This window comes from Enterobacter sp. 3U4 (genome assembly GCF_057224565.1).
The window spans coordinates 500332-521520 of record NZ_CP136665.1; the positions used below are offsets into that span (position 1 = coordinate 500332).

Consider the following 21189-nt stretch of genomic DNA (forward strand, 5'->3'; position numbering starts at 1 on the left):
TGAAAGGTAACATGTGACGTTTGGGGCTGTGATCGCGGTTCCATCACGGCGTAGCGGAGTGATGCCATTCTGCGAGGCGCTTTCCAGATTCTAAAATTGGACTTTTTGAATTAATGAAACTTGCGGATAATACTTATCCGGACGACGACCAACAGGCTCCATGGGCCAGGGACAAAGGATGAAACCGTTTCGCTTAGCCGCGCTCTCTCTTGCGCTGCTCACCACGTTTACGCTTGTCGGCTGTGATAACAGTGACGATAAATCTCAGGCTGCGGCTCCCGCGGCATCTACCGCATCCACACCGAAAGCTGCAGAAAAGCCAAATGCTGAAACGTTGGCTAAGCTTGCCGCCCAGAGTCAGGGAAAAGCGCTGACCCTGCTGGATGCCTCTGAAGTCCAGCTTGACGGTGCTGCCACGCTGGTGCTGACCTTTTCTGTTCCGCTAAATCCCGATCAGGATTTCGCTAAAACGGTGCATGTTGTGGATAAGAAAAGCGGCAAGGTTGACGGGGCGTGGGAACTTGCGCCTAACCTGAAAGAGCTTCGCCTGCGTCATCTGGAGCCTAACCGTAACCTGGTCGTCACCGTTGAACGTGACCTTCAGGCGCTGAACAAGTCGTCGTTTGGCATTGATTATGAAAAAGCCCTTACCACCCGGGACATTGAACCCACCGTTGGTTTTGCCAGCCGCGGCTCGTTGCTGCCGGGCAAAGTGGTGGAAGGTCTGCCGGTGATGGCGCTCAACGTCAATAATGTTGACGTCAACTTCTACCGCGTGAAGCCTGAATCGCTGGCCTCCCTTGTCAGCCAGTGGGAGTACCGTAACTCGCTGACCAACTGGGAATCCGATAACCTGCTTAAGATGGCGGAATTGGTTTACACCGGTCGATTCGATCTTAATCCGGCGCGCAATACGCGCGAAAAATTGCTGTTGCCCCTGAAGGATATTAAACCGCTCCAGCAGTCTGGCGTTTATATCGCGGTCATGAACCAGGCCGGGCACTACAACTACAGCAACGCCGCAACGCTCTTTACCTTAAGCGATATTGGTCTGTCCGCTCACCGTTACCATAACCGCCTGGATATTTTCACCCAGAGTCTGGAAAACGGTGCGGCGCAGTCTGGCGTGACCGTCACGCTGCTGAACGATAAAGGGCAGACGCTTGCCGAAGCGAAAAGCGACGGCGATGGCCACGCAAAGCTTGAGACCGACAAAGAGGCCGCGTTGATCCTGGCCAGCAAAGACGGTCAGACCACGCTGCTTGACCTTAAGCTTCCGGCGCTGGATCTGGCGGAGTTCGATATTGCCGGTAGCCCCGGCTACAGCAAGCAATTCTTTATGTTTGGCCCACGCGATCTCTACCGCCCGGGTGAAACGGTGTTCCTCAACGGTCTGTTGCGCGACAGTGACGGTAAGCCACTTCCGGATCAGCCCGTGAAGCTTGACGTGCTGCGTCCGGATGGACAGGTCGCGCGTACGATTGTCGTCAAGCCAGAGAACGGACTCTATCGCTTTAACTATCCGCTGGACAGCGGGGCGCAGACCGGTATGTGGCATATCCGCGCCAACACGGGCGATAACCTGCAGCGCCTGTGGGACTTCCACGTTGAAGACTTCATGCCAGAGCGTATGGCCCTCAACCTGACCGGGCAAAAAGCCCCGGTTTCACCGCAGGATAACGTCGACTTTAACGTGGTGGGCTATTACCTGTATGGCGCACCGGCCAACGGTAATTCTCTGCAGGGCCAGCTCTTCCTGCGTCCGCTGCGTGACGCGGTGGCTGCGCTGCCGGGCTTCCAGTTTGGCGATATCGCCGAGGAGAACCTGAGCCGCAGCCTGGATGAAGTGCAGCTTACGCTGGATGAGCAGGGACGTGGGCAGGTTTCTACCGAAAGCCAGTGGAAAGAGGTGCACTCTCCGCTGCAGCTTATCCTGCAGGCCAGCCTGCTGGAGTCGGGCGGTCGCCCAGTGACGCGTCGTGCTGAGCAGGCCATCTGGCCCGCAGCGGAATTGCCGGGTATCCGTCCTCAGTTCGCCAGCAAGGCGGTTTACGATTACCGCACCGATACCACCGTCAACCAGCCGATTGTTGATGAGAACGGCAACGCCAGCTTCGATATCGTTTACGCCGATGCCAGCGGCGCGAAAAAAGCGGTGTCCGGTTTGCAGGTTCGCCTGATCCGCGAGCGCCGCGACTACTTCTGGAACTGGTCTGAGAGCGAGGGCTGGCAGTCTCAGTTCGATCAGAAAGACCTGGTTGAAGGCGAGCAGGAACTGACGCTCAAGGCCGACGAGACGGGTAAAGTCACCTTCCCGGTGGAGTGGGGCTCTTATCGTCTCGAGGTGAAAGCACCTGATGAGATGGTCAGCAGCGTACGCTTCTGGGCAGGGTATAGCTGGCAGGATAACAGCGACGGCACAGGAGCCGCGCGCCCTGACCGCGTGACGTTGAAACTGGATAAGCCAGCCTATCAGCCAGGCGATACCATCAACCTGCACATTGCCGCGCCAGCCGCAGGCAAGGGCTATGCGATGATCGAGTCCAGCGAAGGGCCGCTGTGGTGGAAAGAGATCGACGTACCGGCAAACGGGCTGGATCTCGCTATCCCGGTCGACAAAGCCTGGAAGCGTCACGATCTCTACCTGAGTACGCTGGTGGTACGTCCCGGGGATAAATCCAAATCCGCCACGCCTAAACGCGCGGTCGGCCTGTTGCATCTGCCGATGGGCGACGAAAACCGCCGCCTGAACATTGCGCTCGATAGCCCGCAGAAAATGCGACCAAACCAGACGCTCTCTGTGAAGGTGAAAGCCAGCGTGAAAGAGGGGGCGGTTCCGCAGAAAGTGAACGTGCTGATCTCGGTGGTGGACAGCGGCGTGCTGAACATTACCGATTACGTCACGCCGGATCCGTGGCAGGCTTTCTTCGGCCAGAAGCGCTACGGCGCGGATATCTACGATATTTACGGCCAGGTCATTGAAGGGCAGGGCCGTCTGGCCGCGCTGCGCTTTGGCGGCGATGGGGATGAACTGAAGCGCGGCGGCAAACCGCCGGTGAACCACGTCACCATCATTGCCCAGCAGGCGCAGCCGGTTACGCTGGATGCCAACGGGGAAGGCTCGATTACGCTGCCGATTGGTGATTTCAACGGCGAGCTGCGTCTGATGGCGCAGGCCTGGACGGAGGACGATTTCGGCAGCAGTGAAAGCAAGGTCGTGGTGGCCGCTCCGGTAATTACCGAGCTTAATACCCCGCGCTTCCTGGCAAGCGGGGACACCTCGCGGCTGACGCTGGATATCACCAACCTGACCGACCAGCCTCAAACGCTCAACGTCGCCCTGTCTTCTAACGGCAAACTGGCGCTGGAAGGCGCACAGCCTCAGCCGGTTCAGCTGCCACCGGGCGCGCGCAATACGCTGTTTATTCCGGTGCGCGCACTGGACGGTTATGGAGATGGTGAAATAACCGCGCAGGTAACCGGTCTGCAGCTTCCGGGCGAGACTTTCGCACCGCAGCAGAAGAGCTGGAAAATCGGCGTGCGTCCGGCGTTCCCGGCGCAGACGGTTAATACTGGTGCCATGCTGAACCCCGGTGAGTCCTGGACCGCACCGGCGCAGCACAGCAACGGTTTCTCTCCTGCTACCCTGCAGGGACAACTGCTGCTGAGCGGTAAACCACCGCTCAACCTGGCGCGCTATATTCGCGAACTGCAGGCCTATCCATATGGCTGCCTGGAACAGACCGCCAGCGGCCTGTTCCCGTCGCTCTACACCAACGCGGCGCAGCTTACTGCACTTGGCATCAAGGGCGACACCGATGACAAGCGCCGTGCAGCGATTGATATTGGCATCTCCCGTCTGTTGCAGATGCAGCGTGGAGACGGTGGGTTCGCGCTGTGGGATAAAAACGGTCCGGAAGAGTACTGGCTGACGGCCTACGTGACCGACTTCCTGGTGCGAGCGGGGGAGCAGGGTTACAGCGTGCCTGCCGACTCGGTGAATAACGCCAATAGCCGCCTGCTGCGCTATCTGCAGGATCCGGGCATGATGTCCATTCGCTACAGCGATGATACTCAGGCCAGTAAATTTGCCGTGCAGGCCTATGCCGCTCTGGTGCTGGCACGTCAGCAAAAAGCGCCGCTGGGCGCGCTGCGTGAAATCTGGGATCGCCACGCTCAGGCGGCTTCCGGGCTGCCGCTGATGCAGCTGGGCATGGCGCTCAAACTGATGGGCGATGCCCCGCGCAGCCAGCAAGCGCTGGACCTGGCACTTAAAACGCCGCGCAACGATAGCAAAACCTGGATGGCCGATTACGGCAGCCAGCTTCGCGATAACGCGCTGATGCTCTCTCTTCTGGAAGAGTACAAGCTCCTGCCGGATGCACAAAATACGCTGCTGAATGCCTTGTCTGAACAGGCCTTCAGCCAGCGCTGGCTGTCAACGCAGGAGAGCAATGCGCTGTTCCTGGCCGGTCGTTCGCTGCAAACCTTGTCCGGAACGTGGCAGGCGAAAACGTCTCTGTCTGAGACCGCATCAGGCGGCGATAAGTCACTGGTGCAAAACGTGAGCGGCGACCAGCTTGGCGCGCTGCAGGTCACCAATACCGGAACGACACCGCTGTGGGTACGCCTGGACAGCACCGGTTATCCGGAATATGCCCCTCAGCCGAGCTCGAACGTGCTGCAGGTTGAACGTCATATCCTGGCAACCGACGGCAGCAGTAAATCACTCTCTTCCCTTAAGAGCGGCGAACTGGTGCTGGTGTGGCTGGAAGTTAAAGCAAGCCAGAACGTGCCGGATGCGCTGGTGGTGGATCTCCTTCCTGCGGGTCTGGAGCTGGAAAACCAGAACCTGGCGAGCAGCAGCGCCAGCCTGCAGGACAGCGGCAGTGAGCTACAGAACCTGCTCAGCCAGATGCAGCAGGCGGACATTCAGCATATGGAATTCCGCGACGACCGCTTTGTGGCGGCCGTGCCGGTAAATGAAGGTCAGCCGGTCACGCTGGTTTATCTGGCACGCGCCGTGACGCCGGGAACCTACCAGGTGCCGGTGCCGATGGTCGAGTCTATGTATGTGCCACAGTGGCGGGCAACGGGGGCGGCCAGCGGCCCGCTGATTGTTGTCCCATAATATGCGAATGGCACGTCCGTCACGCTCCCGCTGGCTATGGCTGGCGGGAGCGCTTCTTGTTTTATGGGGGCTGATTGTCGTCGCCGACCGTCTGTGGCCGCTGCCTCTGAAAGAGGTTAACCCCGCCCGGGTGGTGGTGGATGAGAAGGGCACGCCGCTGTGGCGCTTTGCTGATAGTGACGGGATCTGGCGCTATCCGGTGACGATCGAAGAGGTCTCTCCGCGTTATCTTGAAGCGCTGATTCAGTACGAAGATCGCTGGTTCTGGGATCACCCCGGCGTAAATCCGCTTTCTGTCCTGCGCGCCGCCTGGCAGGATCTCAGTTCCGGGAAAGTCATCTCCGGCGGAAGCACGCTCACCATGCAGGTCGCGCGGCTGCTGGACCCGCACCCGCGCACCTTTGGCGGCAAAGTTCGCCAGCTCTGGCGTGCCATGCAGCTGGAGTGGCATCTTTCCAAACGCGAAATCCTCACGCTCTATCTCAACCGCGCTCCGTTTGGCGGTACGCTGCAGGGCGTCGGGGCGGCAAGCTGGACGTATCTGGGCAAGCCGCCGTCGCAGCTCAGCTATTCCGACGCGGCGCTGCTGGCGGTGCTGCCGCAGGCACCGAGTCGTTTACGCCCGGACCGCTGGCCTGAACGGGCAGAAGCGGCGCGCAATAAAGTGCTCGACCGCATGGCGACGCAGGGGGTCTGGTCCGCAAAGCAGGTCAAAGAGTCCCGTGAAGAATCTGTATGGCTGGCGCCCCGGCAGATGCCGCAGCTGGCACCGCTTTTTGCGCGCATGATGCTCGGCAAAAGCCGCGATACGAAAATAGTCACCACGCTGGATGCCGGACTGCAGCGGCAGCTGGAAGAGCTGGCGATGAACTGGAAATCCCGCCTGCCGGCACGCAGCTCGCTGGCGATGATCGTGGTCGATCATACCGATATGAAAGTGCGCGGCTGGGTCGGATCGGTGGATATTAACGATGACACGCGTTTTAGCCATGTGGATATGGTCAATGCGATCCGATCCCCGGGATCGGTGTTAAAACCCTTTATCTACGGCATGGCGCTGGATGATGGCCTGATCCATCCCGCCTCGCTGCTTCAGGACGTTCCGAGAAAAACCGGTGATTATCGTCCCGGGAATTTTGACAGCGGGTTCCATGGACCGGTCAGCATGAGTGAAGCGCTGGTACGCTCCCTCAACCTGCCTGCCGTTCAGGTGCTGGAAGCCTACGGACCAAAACGGTTTGCCGGGATGCTGAGCAACGCAGGCTTGCCGCTGATCCTGCCAGCGGGGGCGCAGCCGAATCTGTCTCTGATCCTCGGTGGAGCAGGCGCGCGGCTGGCCGATATCGCCGCTGCCTACAGCGCCTTTGCCCGACACGGTAAGGCGGGTAGGCTGCGCCTGCAGCCGGGCGATCCGCTGACTGAACGTCCGCTGTTATCATCAGGCTCGGCGTGGATTATTCGCCGTATTCTGGCCAATGAAGCGCAGCCGCTGCCGGATAATGCGCTACCGCAGGTTGCGCCGCTGGCGTGGAAAACCGGCACCAGCTACGGCTACCGTGATGCCTGGGCCATCGGTCTGAATGCCCGTTATGTGATAGGCATATGGACCGGACGTCCGGACGGCACGCCCGTGGCGGGACAGTTTGGGTTTGCCAGCGCGGTTCCGCTATTAAACCAGGTCAATAACCTGCTTCAGTCGCGCTCAACGATAGACGAAGCCCGCCTGCCGCGCGATCCGCGTCCGGCAAGCGTCGGGCAGGGCGTGATCTGCTGGCCGGGCGGCCAGTCGCTGCCGGAAGGCAGTGAAAACTGTCGACGTCGCTTGTCGACCTGGCTGCTCGAAGGCAGCGAACCGCCCACGCTGCTCTTGCCCGAACAGGAAGGCATACGCGGCATTCGTTTCCCGGTCTGGCTGGATAAAACGGGCAAACGCGTGGCCGCTGATTGCCCGGATGCTACTGAAAAAGTCCTGGATGTTTGGCCGCTGCCGCTGGAGCCGTGGTTACCAGCAACCGAGCGTCGTGCGGTACGGGTTCCCCCTTCATCCACAACCTGTCCTCCACTCTCGCAGGACGCACCTGCGCCACTCATTCTGACCGGCGTGCGCGAAGGGGCCGTTATCAAACGTCTACCGGGGGAATCCCGCGTTTCGCTGCCGCTTCAGGCGACCGGCAACAGCGGTGAGCGCTGGTGGTTTTTGAACGGTGAGCCGTTGGGTGTGAAGGGAAGAGTTTACACATTACAGCTTGATAAACCGGGCGATTATCAGTTACTCGTTATGGATCAGACCGGGCAGGTCGCGACGGTGAATTTTACGCTGCAGTGACCTGAAAACAGCTTTCAGACGTGAGCTGTTGCTAAAATTCGTCTTATTTTAAAAAAATGTTACCTGAATCCATAGGCAATGGCGTCATTGCTCATTATAATCCGCGCCACACCATACTCAGGTATGCAAAACAACAGAACATTGACAGAGGTTATCATGGCTATTGAACGTACTTTTTCCATCATCAAACCAAACGCGGTGGCAAAAAACGTTATTGGCAGCATCTTCGCTCGCTTTGAATCTGCAGGGTTCAAAATTGTTGGCACCAAAATGCTGCACCTGACCGTTGAGCAGGCTCGTGGCTTCTACGCTGAGCACGAAGGTCGCCCATTCTTTGACGGCCTGGTTGAGTTCATGACCTCCGGTCCAATCGTGGTATCCGTACTGGAAGGCGAAAACGCAGTTCAGCGTCACCGCGACCTGCTGGGCGCAACCAACCCGGACAACGCGCTGGCAGGTACTCTGCGCGCTGATTATGCAGACAGCTTCACCGAGAACGGCACCCACGGTTCTGACTCTGTTGAATCTGCTGCGCGCGAAATCGCTTTCTTCTTCGCAGAAGGCGAAGTGTGTCCACGTACCCGTTAATTTAACGGTTTCGTTTACACATTATTTTCGTAAATGCCGCGTCCAGACGTGGCATCCCTGCGCCAGACTTTGTACAATGCAACGCCCCGGACGAGCAGACCGCTTTCCGGGGCGTTTCTATTCAACCCTCCATGGGCCATAACGTGTAACAACGAGGCCGGTAAATATTATGTCTGAATTAGTGAATACCTCCGAAGTCGCCATTCCTGCGGTTCCCAATAAAAATGGAAAAATCAACCTGCTGGATCTGAACCGTCAGCAGATGCGCGAGTTCTTTAAAGAGATGGGCGAAAAGCCGTTTCGTGCCGATCAGGTCATGAAGTGGATGTACCATTACTGCAGCGACAATTTTGATGACATGACTGACATCAACAAGGTCCTGCGCAACAAGCTCAAAGAAGTGGCTGAAATCCGCGCGCCGGAAGTGGTGGAAGAGCAGCGCTCCGCGGATGGCACCATCAAATGGGCGATTGCGGTCGGCGATCAGCGCGTTGAGACGGTCTACATTCCGGAAGAAGACCGCGCCACGCTGTGCGTCTCCTCCCAGGTTGGCTGTGCGCTGGAATGCAAATTCTGCTCAACCGCGCAGCAAGGCTTTAACCGTAACCTGCGAGTGTCGGAAATTATCGGCCAGGTCTGGCGTGCCGCGAAAATCGTTGGTGCGGCAAAAGTAACCGGTACGCGCCCTATCACCAACGTCGTGATGATGGGGATGGGTGAGCCGCTGCTGAACCTGACCAACGTCGTTCCGGCGATGGAAATCATGCTGGATGACTTTGGCTTTGGTCTGTCCAAGCGTCGCGTCACGCTGTCTACTTCTGGCGTTGTGCCTGCGCTGGACAAGCTTGGCGACATGATTGACGTTGCGCTGGCAATCTCCCTGCATGCACCAAACGACGAAATTCGTGACGAAATTGTGCCGATCAACAAAAAGTACAATATCGAAACCTTCCTCGCTGCGGTGCGTCGCTATCTGGAGAAATCCAACGCTAACCAGGGTCGCGTCACCATCGAGTACGTGATGCTGGACCACGTTAACGACGGTACCGAACATGCGCATCAGCTGGCTGAATTGCTGAAAGATACGCCATGCAAAATCAACCTGATCCCATGGAACCCGTTCCCGGGTGCGCCGTATGGCCGTAGCTCGAACAGCCGTATCGACCGTTTCTCCAAGGTGCTCATGGAGTACGGTTTCACCACCATCGTGCGTAAAACCCGTGGTGATGATATTGATGCCGCATGTGGACAGCTGGCTGGTGATGTTATTGACCGTACCAAGCGTACGCTGCGTAAACGCATGCAGGGCGAGACGATCGCGGTCAAAGCTGTTTGATTATTATGCACTCACGGCGCATTATCTGCGCCGTGATGCATAGTCTTACTGAATAATCAGTCAGATTCGTGAAGACTGATCAATAATTACGGTGCGTTTCATCCGACTTTCGGGCAGTATGTAACGACGTAACAACAGTTTAGCCGTACGGGCAGGGCTGTACTGTCATCTCCGGGCTGACAGTCTTATACTCTCTGTTCAAGGTTAACTGACCAGAAGTTTCGCGGTGCGGGTGGCATTGTGACTCACCGGCGCCTGAACCCTTATTTTTCACGTACCAGTAGTTGTAGCGAATGAATACTGAAGCCACTCACGACCAACATGAAGCACTCTCCACTGGCGTTCGTCTTCGCAACGCCCGTGAACAACTCGGACTCAGCCAGCAAGCCGTTGCGGAACGCTTGTGCCTGAAGGTTTCCACGGTTCGCGATATTGAAGAAGATAAGGCGCCTGCCGATCTGGCTTCAACGTTCTTGCGCGGTTATATCCGCTCTTACGCAAAACTGGTGCACATCCCCGAAAACGAATTACTGCCAATGATGGAGAAGCAGGCGCCGGTCCGTGCAGCAAAAGTTGCGCCGATGCAGACCTTCTCCCTGGGGAAACGTCGTAAAAAACGTGATGGCTGGCTGATGAGCTTTACCTGGCTGGTGCTGTTTGTGGTGATCGGTCTGACCGGTGCATGGTGGTGGCAGAACCACAAGGCGCAGCAGGAAGAGATTACCACTATGGCCGATCAATCCTCCGCCGAACTCAACCAGACCGGAAATGATAACGCCCAGAGCGTGCCGCTGAATACCGACGGCGCAGCGTCCTCCAGCGAGCCACAGACAGCAGCGCCAGACGCGTCAGCAACCGGTGCTGCACAGGCTCCGGCAGCCACGGCTAACACCGCTGCGACTCAGTCTCAGGATCAAAACGCGGTAGTTGCCCCTTCTCAGGCAAATGTTGATACGGCGGCGAACGCGCCTGCAGCCACTCAGCCTGCGGACAATACCGCAGCGTCTCTGCCAACCAGCCCGGCGGGTACGGCAACAACAGCAGCCGACCCTAATGCGCTGGTGATGAACTTTAGCGCCGACTGCTGGCTGGAAGTGACTGATGCGACAGGTAAAAAACTGTTCAGCGGCCTGCAGCGTAAAGATGGCACGTTAAATCTAACCGGCCAGGCTCCCTATAAACTTAAAATCGGCGCTCCGGCAGCGGTACAGATCCAGTATCAAGGAAAACCTGTCGACCTGAGCCGCTTTATCAGAACTAACCAGGTTGCACGTCTTACCGTTAATGCCGAACAATCAGCAGCACAGTAACAGACGGGCAACGCGGGAGATTTTTCATGCATAACCAGGCTCCGATTCAACGTAGAAAATCGAAACGGATTTACGTTGGGAATGTGCCAATCGGCGATGGGGCACCTATCGCCGTTCAGTCGATGACCAACACGCGCACCACCGATGTGGAAGCGACGGTCAATCAAATCAAAGCATTAGAACGTGTAGGCGCGGACATTGTTCGCGTCTCCGTCCCAACCATGGATGCTGCTGAGGCGTTCAAACTGATCAAACAGCAGGTCAGCGTTCCGCTGGTGGCTGATATCCACTTCGACTACCGTATCGCCCTGAAAGTGGCCGAATATGGCGTCGATTGCCTGCGTATTAACCCGGGCAACATCGGTAACGAAGAGCGTATCCGCACGGTCGTGGACTGCGCCCGCGATAAAAATATTCCTATTCGTATCGGCGTTAACGCCGGTTCGCTGGAAAAAGATCTGCAGGAAAAATACGGTGAGCCTACGCCGCAGGCGCTGCTGGAATCCGCGATGCGTCATGTCGATCATCTCGATCGCCTTAACTTCGATCAGTTCAAAGTCAGCGTAAAAGCGTCCGACGTGTTCCTTGCCGTAGAATCTTACCGCCTGCTGGCAAAGCAGATCGACCAGCCTCTGCACCTCGGGATCACCGAAGCGGGTGGCCTGCGAAGCGGCTCGGTAAAATCCGCGATCGGTCTGGGGCTGCTGCTCTCTGAAGGGATCGGTGACACCCTGCGCGTCTCGCTGGCGGCCGATCCGGTCGAAGAGATCAAGGTCGGTTTCGATATCCTGAAGTCGCTGCGTATTCGCGCGCGTGGGATCAACTTCATTGCCTGCCCAACCTGCTCACGTCAGGAGTTTGATGTGATCGGGACGGTGAATGCCCTGGAGCAACGTCTGGAAGACATTATCACCCCGATGGATGTCTCCATTATCGGCTGCGTGGTAAACGGTCCGGGTGAAGCACTGGTGTCAACGCTGGGCGTAACCGGCGGTAACAAGAAAAGTGGTCTCTATGAAGATGGCGTTCGTAAAGATCGTCTGGATAATAGCGACATGATCGACCAGCTTGAAGCCCGCATCCGCGCCAAAGCCGCCATGATGGACGAAACACAGCGTATCAGCGTTCAGCAGGTTGAAAAATAACGTGATGGGAAGCGTGCCGCTTCCCATGTATGATTGAACCCATTCTTTGGGTTTTTTTTGTATATAGAAAGAGAATAAACGTGGCAAAAAACATTCAAGCCATCCGCGGCATGAACGATTATCTGCCTGGCGAAACCGCCATCTGGCAGCGCATTGAAGGCACGCTGAAGCAGGTGCTCGGCAGCTACGGTTACAGCGAAATCCGTTTGCCGATTGTAGAGCAGACCCCGTTATTCAAACGCGCGATTGGTGAAGTCACCGACGTGGTTGAAAAAGAGATGTACACCTTTGAGGACCGCAACGGCGACAGCCTGACCCTGCGTCCGGAAGGTACGGCGGGCTGCGTACGCGCCGGCATCGAACATGGTCTTCTGTACAATCAGGAGCAGCGCCTGTGGTATATCGGCCCGATGTTCCGCCACGAACGTCCTCAGAAAGGTCGTTATCGCCAGTTCAATCAGCTGGGTGTGGAAGTCTTTGGCCTGCAGGGCCCGGACATCGACGCCGAACTGATTATGCTGACCGCCCGCTGGTGGCGTGCGCTCGGTATCGCCGATCACGTTTCCCTTGAGCTGAACTCTATCGGTTCTCTGGAAGCACGCGCTAACTACCGCGATGCGCTGGTAGCGTTCCTGGAACAGCATAAAGAGAAGCTGGACGAAGACTGCAAACGTCGCATGTACAGTAACCCGCTGCGCGTTCTGGATTCCAAAAACGCGGATGTTCAGGCACTGCTGAACGATGCGCCTGCGCTGGGTGACTACCTGGATGAAGAATCTCGCGAACACTTCGCGGGCCTGTGCAAGCTGCTTGAAGCGGCAGGCATCGCCTATACCGTAAACCAGCGCCTGGTGCGCGGTCTGGACTACTACAACCGTACCGTGTTTGAGTGGGTGACCACGAGCCTCGGCTCTCAGGGCACCGTGTGCGCGGGCGGTCGTTATGACGGTCTGGTTGAGCAACTTGGCGGTCGCGCAGCGCCTGCTGTTGGCTTCGCAATGGGTCTTGAACGACTTGTTTTGCTGGTTCAGGCAGTTAATCCGGAATTTAAAGCAGAATCCGTTGTCGATATATACCTGGTAGCCTCAGGCGCGGAAACGCAGTCTGCGGCAATGCAGCTTGCCGAACGCGTGCGCGATGCGCTGCCGGGCGTTAAGCTGATGACCAACCATGGCGGCGGCAACTTCAAAAAACAGTTTGCTCGTGCCGATAAGTGGGGCGCAAGTATCGCACTGGTGCTGGGCGAGTCCGAAGTGGCTAGCGGCGAAGTGGTGGTGAAGGACCTGCGCTCTGGTGAGCAGACAACGGTAACGCAGGACGGCGTTGCGGCGCACTTGCGCACTCTATTGGGCTAAGGAGAAGGACTGCGTGGAAATTTACGAGAACGAACACGATCAGGTCGACGCGATTAAACGCTTCTTTGTTGAAAACGGCAAAGCGCTGGTTGTTGGGGTTATTTTAGGTGTCGGTGCGCTGGTAGGCTGGCGTTACTGGAACAATCATCAGGCAGATTCCGCGCGCGGCGCGTCCCTGTCCTATGAAAATACCGTGAGCGCAATTCGTGCCGATCAGCCGCAAACGCTGACGGCAGCAGAAAAATTTGCGGCTGACAACAAAAACACCTACGGTGCACTGGCTGCGCTGGAAGTGGCTCAGCAGTACGTTGATAAGAACGAACTGGATAAAGCCGTAGCACAGCTGTCTCAGGGCCTCGCTGCCGCCAGTGATGAAAACCTGAAAGCGGTGATCAATCTGCGCCTGGCACGTATTCAGGTTCAGCAGAAGAAAGCTGACGATGCGCTGAAAACGCTCGATACCATCAAAGGCGAAGGCTTTGCTGCCATCGTTGCCGATCTGCGCGGCGAAGCACTGCTGAGCAAAGGTGACAAAGCGGGCGCGCGTAAAGCGTGGCAAGCTGGCGTAGAGAGCAATGCTTCACCTGCGCTGAGCGAAATGATGCAGATGAAAATAAATAATTTGTCCGTCTGAGAGGGACCCGATGCAATTGCGTAAATTACTTCTGCCAGGACTGCTTTCTGTTACGTTATTGAGTGGTTGTTCACTGTTCAGTGGCGAAGAAGACGTTGTGAAAATGTCCCCACTGCCGACGGTTGAAAACCAGTTTACCCCATCCACCGCGTGGGATGTCTCCGTGGGCAGTGGGATTGGTGATTTCTATTCCAACCTTCATCCAGCGTATGCCGACAGCGTCGTCTATGCCGCTGACCGCAAAGGTACCGTGAAAGCGGTGAACGCTGATGACGGAAAAGAAGTGTGGTCCGTTAACCTGGCGGAAAAAGACGGCTGGTTCTCCCGTAAGCCGGCTCTGCTGTCTGGCGGCCTGACCGTTGCCGGTGGCCACGTCTACGTGGGCAGCGAAAAAGCGCAGGTTTATGCCCTGAACAGCAGCGACGGCTCCATTGCCTGGCAAACAACCGTGGCGGGTGAATCCCTGTCGCGTCCGGTGGTGAGCGACGGCCTGGTGCTGATTCACACCAGCAATGGCCAGCTGCAGGCGCTGAACGAAGCGGACGGCCTGGTGAAATGGACCGTTAACCTGGATATGCCTGCGCTCTCTCTGCGTGGCGAATCTGCACCGGCTACCGCATTTGGTGCTGCCATTGTGGGCGGTGACAACGGTCGCGTGAGCGCCGTGCTGATGCAGCAGGGCCAGATGATCTGGCAGCAGCGTATCTCTCAGGCTACTGGCTCAACGGAAATTGACCGTCTGAGCGACGTGGATACAACACCGGTTATCGTTAACGGTGTGGTTTACGCGCTGGCCTATAACGGCAACCTGACCGCGCTGGATCTGCGCAGCGGCCAGATCATGTGGAAACGTGAGCTGGGCTCTGTAAATGATTTCATCGTTGAGGGTAACCGCATCTATATGGTTGACCAGAACGACCGTCTGCTGGCCCTGAGTACCGAAGGCGGCGTAACGCTGTGGACGCAAAGCGACCTGCTGCACCGTCTGCTGACCGCGCCAGCGCTGTACAACGGTAGCCTGGTTGTCGGCGACAGCGAAGGGTATATGCACTGGATCGATCCGGATAACGGCCGCTTTGTTGCGCAGCAAAAAGTCGACAGCTCTGGTTTCCTGACCGATCCGGTTGTGGCCGACGGCAAACTGCTGATTCAGGCAAAAGACGGCACGCTGTACGCGATCACGCGTTAATTACCCGGCGGTTGTAGTATACTAAACGGCTCCTGTTCACTCAGGAGCCGTTTTGACATTTTTAAAAACGCCGCAAAAGCGACGTTATTTTGAATTTTATGAGGCTTCAAACATGGTACCTGTGGTCGCGCTTGTCGGGCGCCCTAACGTTGGAAAATCCACTCTTTTTAACCGTTTAACACGCACCCGTGATGCGCTGGTTGCGGATTTCCCGGGGCTGACGCGTGACCGTAAGTACGGTCGTGCAGAGGTGGAAGGACGCGAGTTCATCTGTATTGATACCGGTGGTATTGACGGCACGGAAGACGGCGTCGAAACCCGCATGGCGGAACAGTCGCTGCTGGCGATTGAAGAAGCGGACGTGGTGCTGTTCATGGTAGATGCGCGCGCTGGCCTGATGCCGGCGGACTCCGCTATTGCCAAGCACCTGCGTTCACGCGAAAAACCGACCTTCCTGGTGGCGAACAAAACTGACGGTATCGATGCCGATCAGGCCGTTGCCGACTTCTGGTCTTTAGGTCTGGGTGAAATCTACCCGATTGCGGCATCGCACGGTCGCGGCGTGACCAGCCTGCTGGAAACCGTTCTGCTGCCGTGGGTTGACGAAGTTAACCCGCCGGAAGAAGTCGATGAAGACGCTGAATACTGGGCGCAGTTCGAAGAAGGTGAAGAGGGCGAAGAAGAGCCTGAAGACGACTTCAACCCGCAGGATCTGCCGATCAAGCTGGCCATCGTGGGTCGTCCAAACGTTGGTAAGTCTACACTTACCAACCGTATTCTGGGTGAAGAGCGCGTGGTCGTTTACGATATGCCGGGCACCACCCGTGACAGTATCTACATCCCGATGCAGCGCGATGAACGTGAGTATGTCCTCATTGACACCGCCGGGGTGCGTAAGCGCGGGAAAATCACCGATGTGGTGGAAAAATTCTCCGTTATCAAAACCCTGCAGGCGATTGAAGATGCCAACGTGGTGCTGCTGGTCATTGATGCGCGTGAAGGCATCTCCGACCAGGATCTCTCTCTGCTCGGCTTTATCCTCAATAGTGGGCGCTCACTGGTTATCGTGGTCAACAAATGGGATGGCCTGAGCAACGAGGTGCGTGAGCAGGTGAAAGAGACCCTCGACTTCCGTCTGGGCTTTATCGACTTTGCCCGCGTGCACTTCATTTCTGCGCTGCACGGCAGCGGTGTCGGCAACCTGTTCGAATCCGTGCGTGAAGCCTACGACAGCTCAACTCGTCGTCAGAGCACCGCGATGCTGACGCGCATCATGAACATGGCTGCAGAAGATCATCAGCCGCCGCTGGTGCGCGGCCGTCGCGTGAAGCTGAAATATGCCCACGCCGGTGGTTATAACCCGCCAATCGTGGTGATTCACGGCAACCAGGTGAAAGACCTGCCGGATTCCTACAAGCGTTACCTGATGAACTACTTCCGTAAATCGCTGGACGTGATGGGCACGCCTATCCGTATCCAGTTTAAGGAAGGGGAAAACCCGTTCGCCAACAAGCGCAACACCCTGACGCCAAACCAGATGCGTAAGCGTAAGCGCTTGATTAAGCACATTAAGAAAAGCAAATAAGCTTTGCTGCTCTCACGAAAGCCCGCGATTATCGCGGGCTTTTTTTTCGCCTAACCATACCGCTGGTTTTCTCTGTGTGAAGTCAATCACTATTCACTTTTAACCATGTTTAAATCTAAGAAAGTAGACAATCGTCGAATTTTCATCTTAAAGTCCAGGGTCCGGTACTAGACAAAACTAGCGCCTGGTTATCAAATGGTTAACCAACTTTTCGCCGCATGTAAAAAATCGGCCTGATACGTAACTGGCCGGCGTACATGCTGGTGTTTACAAGCACGACGACATACCTTTCGGGAGAATTATGCAATCCTCTGTTAATCAAAAAGAGAGCCGAACGTTCTTCGGCCATCCGTATCCGCTCGGTTCACTGTTCTTCACCGAGATGTGGGAGCGTTTCTCGTTTTACGGCATTCGTCCGTTACTGATCCTGTTTATGGCCGCCACCGTCTATGACGGCGGGATGGGCCTGGCGCGTGAAAACGCCTCGGCGATTGTCGGCATCTTTGCCGGTACCATGTACCTGGCCGCGCTGCCGGGCGGCTGGCTGGCGGATAACTGGCTCGGTCAGCAGAGAGCCGTCTGGTATGGTTCGATCCTGATTGCGCTCGGTCACCTGTCGATTGCGCTCTCGGCGGTGATGGGCAATAACCTGTTCTTTATCGGCCTGATGTTCATCGTGCTCGGCTCCGGCCTGTTCAAGACCTGTATCTCGGTGATGGTCGGCACCCTGTATAAAAAAGGCGACGCGCGTCGTGACGGCGGTTTCTCGCTGTTCTATATGGGCATCAACATGGGCTCGTTCATCGCTCCGCTGATTTCCGGCTGGCTGATTAAAACCCACGGCTGGCACTGGGGCTTTGGCATTGGCGGTATCGGGATGCTGGTGGCGCTGATTATCTTCCGCGTGTTTGCCGTTCCGGCAATGAAACGCTATGACGGCGAAGTCGGCCTCGACTCCACCTGGAACAGCCCGGTGGTGAAGCGTAACGGCGTGGGCGTTTGGCTGCTGGCGCTGGCGGCAGGCGTGGCAACGCTCGTGACGCTGATTGCGCAGGGCGTGATTGTGATTAACCCGGTCGCGGTAGCCAGCGTGCTGGTCTACGTGATTGCGGCGTCCGTTGCCCTCTACTTTATTTATCTGTTTGTTTTTGCGGGGCTGAACCGTAAAGAGCGCGCCAGGCTGCTGGTCTGCTTTATTCTGCTGATCTCCGCTGCCTTCTTCTGGTCCGCGTTTGAACAGAAGCCAACCTCGTTCAACCTGTTTGCCAACGACTACACTAACCGCATGATCGGCGATTTCGAAATCCCGGCGGTGTGGTTCCAGTCAATCAACGCCCTGTTCATCATCCTGCTGGCACCGGTGTTCAGCTGGGCGTGGCCGAAGCTGGCGAGCATGAACATTCGCCCGAGCAGCATCACCAAGTTTGTTATCGGTATTCTGTGTGCCGCAGCGGGCTTTGGCCTGATGATGCTGGCGGCACAGAACGTGCTGAGCAGCGGTGGAGCGGGCGTGTCGCCGTTCTGGCTGGTGGGCAGCATCCTGATGCTGACGCTCGGCGAACTGTGCCTGAGTCCGATTGGCCTGGCGACCATGACGCTGCTGGCGCCGGAGAGAATGCGCGGTCAGATGATGGGGCTGTGGTTCTGTGCGAGCGCGCTGGGTAACCTGGCGGCGGGTCTGATTGGCGGCCACGTGAAGGCCGACCAGCTGGATATGCTGCCGGATCTCTTCGCGCGCTGCTCCATCGCCCTGCTGATTTGTGCCGCGGTACTGATCGTCCTCATTGTTCCGGTGCGCCGCATGCTGGAAAATGCGCAGACTAAACCGGCTGCTAACGCCTCATAAACCTCGATCTTGCCGGGGCGGCGTTATGCCCCGGCAATTTACTCAACGAGGTAAGAACATGCTGTTAGGGTTTGTTGGTCTTGGCGCAGTCGTTGAAACAGCTTACCTGCCCGCAATACGAAAACGCTTTGATAATCTCCCTCGCTGTTTAGGTTTTGATATCCAGCCCGTAAAACAGCCGAAGGGGGTAACGCGTTGTGCCACACTGGCTGAACTCCTCTCCCAGCCGCTTGATACCCTGTTTATTACCACGGCATCGCTGCACCACCTTGAGGTGCTTGAACACGCTCTCGCCTCATCGGTTTCCCGCATCGTGGTTGAAAAACCGATCGTCGCCACGCTTGCCCAAATGAAAAAGCTCAACGCGCTGCTGGCAAACCCCGACGTTGCATCCCGAGTGCTGGCGCTCGATCACTGGATGGCGCGCATCGAAACGGTGAAGCGGTCGCTGGTTGGCACTGTCTCTGACATCGTCAAAATCGACGGCTTTTTGCAGGAGCCAAGCGGATTTAACGCCGCAGGGGAACCCATTGCGCTTAACTTTGCTACCGGCGAAACGGACACCCGTACGCTTCGCCACCCGGACGGCGTGATTCTTGATATCGGTACGCACGTGCTGGCGATGCTGCGCGAAACGGTGCGCTATCTGGGCGGGAGTGATGAGATGACGCTGCAGGTGGTGACGGCTAAAGACCGCCTGGGCCGCGATATCGCAAAAGGCGACCTGACCACCGCGGAAGGTGAGGCGCATCTTCAGGGGAAAATCAGCGGCGTGCCGGTGGATATCTGGCTTAATAAATATGCGGGACCCGCTGGCGGGCAAAAAGGCTTACGGCTCTGGTTGCGCGACGGGCGCATCATTAGCTACGACCGGCGCGGTGCGGAGGATGTGTTGGAGCTGATAAATGGCGACACGCGCCAATGCTGGACAATTCCCGGCTCGATCTACGAGCACTGTCTTGCAGAGCATATTCTGGGCGCCAACAGCCTGTTTGAACGGGATCCGCACGAGGTAAGCCGCACGACGCGCCGCCGAATCGAGGAAGTGACGCTGCTGCTGAGCTTGCAGCAACAGCTGCGTGGCCCGCACTGACCGCGACGTGGTAAAATTATCGCAGACCAGAATGCTTTTAAGGAGTCAACATGACGATTACCTGCCCGGATTGCCAGGCACCGCTGGAGCCCCTGAACGGAGTGGCGCACTGCGACAGCTGTAATAAGGATATTGCGCTTGAAGCCCGCTGCCCGGAGTGTCATCAGCCACTCCAGGTCTTAAAAGCCTGCGGGGCGGTGGACTACTTCTGCCAGAACGGCCACGGGCTTATCTCTAAAAAACGCGTGGAGTTTGTTCGGGCCGAAGGTTAATCGCACACGCAGCCTTCGCCTTTCTTCCACAGCTCGATCAGCGACTCGGGCGCTTCCTGCTCCGGTACCAGCACGATGATATCGGCATAGTGCGCCTGATTTTGCCCGGTCCAGATAATCTGGATGCGGAAATAGCGCTGGTCGCCGCTGCCGGGTGACGAGGCCTGTCCCGGCGGCTGACCGCGCGGAAAGGCCTGCTCAAGGATGCTAACCAGGCGCTGGCGCTGGGCCTCATTGAGCGAGGAGAGCGCGATGGTGCGCTGGCCGCTCAGCTTAGGAATAAAAGCGACGCCGCCTTCCCGGGCCAGCTCAACCACGGCGTCATCCGTCAGTTCCGGAACCTGCATTTACAGTACTCCCACCTGTTCCCAGGCTTGTTTAATGGCCGCCCCAACGTCGCCGCCGAAGCGTTTCTCACCGTGCGCTACCGTTAGTTTTGCGAAGGCCTCAAAATCTGCATCCTGCGCCAGATTGCGATCGCAAACCGTGTCGTACCAGGCATAACCCGCTTTTTCCCAGGCGTAGCCGCCGATCGCCGTCGCGGCCAGATAAAATGCCCGGTTGGGGATGCCGGAGTTCAGATGCACGCCGCCGTTATCCTCGCGCGTTTTAATGAAATCCTTCATGTGTGCAGGCTGCGGGTCTTTACCGAGCAGCGGATCGTTGTAGGCAGTGCCCGGTTCAGACATCGAGCGCAGCCCTTTGCCGTTGATCCCTTTTGCCAGTAATCCCTCACCAATCAGCCAGTCCGCTTTATCGGCGGTTTGCTTCAGATGATACTGTTTAACCAGTGAGCCAAACACGTCCGACAGCGACTCGTTCAGCGCGCCGGACTGCTCAAAGTAGATAAGCCCGGCTTCGGTCTCGGTAACACCGTGGCTCAGCTCGTGCGCCACCACGTCGATAGCGATGGTAAAACGGTTAAATATTTCCCCGTCGCCGTCGCCGAATACCATCTGCTGACCGTTCCAGAAGGCGTTCTGATATTCCCGGCCATAGTGAACGGTGCCGGTCAAAATAAGCCCTTTATTATCGAGGGAATCGCGCTGATATTCTTTCCAGAAGAAATCGTGGGTAACCCCTAAATAATCGTAGGCTTCATCGACCGCCACATCGCCATTCGACGGCTGGCCTTCGTAACGCACCTGCGTACCCGGCAGCTCCTGGGTTTGCTTCGCGTCGTAAATATCGCGCTCCAGCTGCCCGGCTTTATTCACGTGCGGCGCGGCGGGTTTGCCGGGCATATGGGCCATTAGCGTCTGGACATGGGTTAAGGTCTGGCGGGCACAGCGCTGCTGCGGTTCGGAACCGCTTTCGATAATACGACGAAGAATATACGGGGGAATAACGCTATGAAGATGGGACATGCTGCTCTCCTT

15 protein-coding genes are annotated in these 21189 nt (G+C 57.2%); 13 read left to right on the top strand and 2 right to left on the bottom strand.

Annotation, left to right across the window (positions count from 1 at the left end; translation table 11 throughout):
- Nucleotides 1-178: 178 nt before the first annotated feature.
- The 13 genes from RVY89_RS02460 to RVY89_RS02520 all read left to right on the top strand — a co-directional run bounded on the left by RVY89_RS02460 (nucleotide 179) and on the right by RVY89_RS02520 (nucleotide 19810).
- Nucleotides 179-5131: an alpha-2-macroglobulin family protein gene (locus RVY89_RS02460; RefSeq protein WP_484826795.1), complete on the top strand. Its 4953-nt coding sequence runs from the start codon at nucleotides 179-181 to the stop codon at nucleotides 5129-5131.
- Nucleotide 5132: 1 nt separating this feature from the next.
- Entirely contained in the window at nucleotides 5133-7457 is a 2325-nt protein-coding gene (pbpC, locus tag RVY89_RS02465; RefSeq protein ID WP_484826796.1) for a peptidoglycan glycosyltransferase PbpC, read from the top strand.
- Between the two features lie 156 nt (nucleotides 7458-7613).
- Entirely contained in the window at nucleotides 7614-8045 is a 432-nt protein-coding gene (gene ndk / locus RVY89_RS02470; RefSeq protein WP_003860625.1) for a nucleoside-diphosphate kinase, read from the top strand.
- 169 nt (nucleotides 8046-8214) lie between these two features.
- Nucleotides 8215-9381, top strand: coding sequence for a dual-specificity RNA methyltransferase RlmN (rlmN, locus tag RVY89_RS02475; protein ID WP_014171168.1), 1167 nt, complete (start codon nucleotides 8215-8217; stop codon nucleotides 9379-9381).
- A 293-nt stretch (nucleotides 9382-9674) separates the two neighbouring features.
- Nucleotides 9675-10691 carry a cytoskeleton protein RodZ gene (gene rodZ, locus RVY89_RS02480; protein ID WP_484826797.1) on the top strand — a complete coding sequence of 339 codons (1017 nt, stop codon included), beginning with the start codon at nucleotides 9675-9677 and terminating at the stop codon, nucleotides 10689-10691.
- Between the two features lie 26 nt (nucleotides 10692-10717).
- Nucleotides 10718-11836 (top strand): flavodoxin-dependent (E)-4-hydroxy-3-methylbut-2-enyl-diphosphate synthase, encoded by a 1119-nt coding sequence (gene ispG, locus RVY89_RS02485; protein WP_223604595.1) that lies wholly within the window; start codon nucleotides 10718-10720, stop codon nucleotides 11834-11836.
- An 80-nt stretch (nucleotides 11837-11916) separates the two neighbouring features.
- A complete protein-coding gene (gene hisS, locus RVY89_RS02490; RefSeq protein ID WP_484826798.1) occupies nucleotides 11917-13191 on the top strand; it encodes a histidine--tRNA ligase in 1275 nt (424 codons plus the stop codon).
- A 13-nt stretch (nucleotides 13192-13204) separates the two neighbouring features.
- Complete coding sequence (locus RVY89_RS02495; protein WP_023617317.1) at nucleotides 13205-13825, top strand: YfgM family protein; 621 nt, start codon at nucleotides 13205-13207, stop codon at nucleotides 13823-13825.
- A gap of 10 nt (nucleotides 13826-13835) precedes the next feature.
- Nucleotides 13836-15014 (top strand): outer membrane protein assembly factor BamB, encoded by a 1179-nt coding sequence (gene bamB, locus RVY89_RS02500; RefSeq protein ID WP_090392989.1) that lies wholly within the window; start codon nucleotides 13836-13838, stop codon nucleotides 15012-15014.
- Nucleotides 15015-15126: 112 nt separating this feature from the next.
- Nucleotides 15127-16599, top strand: coding sequence for a ribosome biogenesis GTPase Der (gene der, locus RVY89_RS02505; protein ID WP_047346809.1), 1473 nt, complete (start codon nucleotides 15127-15129; stop codon nucleotides 16597-16599).
- A gap of 301 nt (nucleotides 16600-16900) precedes the next feature.
- The gene (locus RVY89_RS02510) at nucleotides 16901-18445 is read left to right on the top strand and encodes a peptide MFS transporter (RefSeq protein ID WP_484826799.1); all 1545 of its coding nucleotides are present in this window, start codon (nucleotides 16901-16903) and stop codon (nucleotides 18443-18445) included.
- 58 nt (nucleotides 18446-18503) lie between these two features.
- On the top strand, nucleotides 18504-19538 hold the full coding sequence (locus RVY89_RS02515; RefSeq protein ID WP_484826800.1) for a Gfo/Idh/MocA family oxidoreductase: 1035 nt from the start codon (nucleotides 18504-18506) through the stop codon (nucleotides 19536-19538).
- Between the two features lie 50 nt (nucleotides 19539-19588).
- Entirely contained in the window at nucleotides 19589-19810 is a 222-nt protein-coding gene (locus tag RVY89_RS02520; protein ID WP_202781856.1) for a zinc ribbon domain-containing protein, read from the top strand.
- On the opposite strand, the gene RVY89_RS02525 is transcribed toward RVY89_RS02520, so the two are convergent.
- Together RVY89_RS02525 and RVY89_RS02530 are read right to left on the bottom strand one after the other, a co-directional pair.
- Complete coding sequence (locus tag RVY89_RS02525; protein WP_484826801.1) at nucleotides 19807-20157, bottom strand: protealysin inhibitor emfourin; 351 nt, start codon at nucleotides 20155-20157, stop codon at nucleotides 19807-19809. The genes RVY89_RS02520 and RVY89_RS02525 overlap by 4 nt on opposite strands.
- Nucleotides 20158-21177 carry a M4 family metallopeptidase gene (locus tag RVY89_RS02530; protein ID WP_484826802.1) on the bottom strand — a complete coding sequence of 340 codons (1020 nt, stop codon included), beginning with the start codon at nucleotides 21175-21177 and terminating at the stop codon, nucleotides 20158-20160. It abuts the gene before it with no gap.
- Nucleotides 21178-21189 lie beyond the last annotated feature (12 nt).

Excerpts from the sequence above, each read along its gene's own strand:
- pbpC (WP_484826796.1), top strand. The coding sequence starts at position 5,133 with ATGCGAATGGCACGTCCGTCACGCTCCCGCTGGCTATGGCTGGCGGGA.
- ispG (WP_223604595.1), top strand. The coding sequence starts at position 10,718 with ATGCATAACCAGGCTCCGATTCAACGTAGAAAATCGAAACGGATTTAC.
- RVY89_RS02515 (WP_484826800.1), top strand. The coding sequence starts at position 18,504 with ATGCTGTTAGGGTTTGTTGGTCTTGGCGCAGTCGTTGAAACAGCTTAC.
- rlmN (WP_014171168.1), top strand. The coding sequence starts at position 8,215 with ATGTCTGAATTAGTGAATACCTCCGAAGTCGCCATTCCTGCGGTTCCC.
- RVY89_RS02520 (WP_202781856.1), top strand. The coding sequence starts at position 19,589 with ATGACGATTACCTGCCCGGATTGCCAGGCACCGCTGGAGCCCCTGAAC.
- RVY89_RS02525 (WP_484826801.1), bottom strand. The coding sequence starts at position 20,157 with ATGCAGGTTCCGGAACTGACGGATGACGCCGTGGTTGAGCTGGCCCGG.
- RVY89_RS02510 (WP_484826799.1), top strand. The coding sequence starts at position 16,901 with ATGCAATCCTCTGTTAATCAAAAAGAGAGCCGAACGTTCTTCGGCCAT.
- ndk (WP_003860625.1), top strand. The coding sequence starts at position 7,614 with ATGGCTATTGAACGTACTTTTTCCATCATCAAACCAAACGCGGTGGCA.
- rodZ (WP_484826797.1), top strand. The coding sequence starts at position 9,675 with ATGAATACTGAAGCCACTCACGACCAACATGAAGCACTCTCCACTGGC.
- bamB (WP_090392989.1), top strand. The coding sequence starts at position 13,836 with ATGCAATTGCGTAAATTACTTCTGCCAGGACTGCTTTCTGTTACGTTA.
- RVY89_RS02530 (WP_484826802.1), bottom strand. The coding sequence starts at position 21,177 with ATGTCCCATCTTCATAGCGTTATTCCCCCGTATATTCTTCGTCGTATT.
- RVY89_RS02460 (WP_484826795.1), top strand. The coding sequence starts at position 179 with ATGAAACCGTTTCGCTTAGCCGCGCTCTCTCTTGCGCTGCTCACCACG.
- der (WP_047346809.1), top strand. The coding sequence starts at position 15,127 with ATGGTACCTGTGGTCGCGCTTGTCGGGCGCCCTAACGTTGGAAAATCC.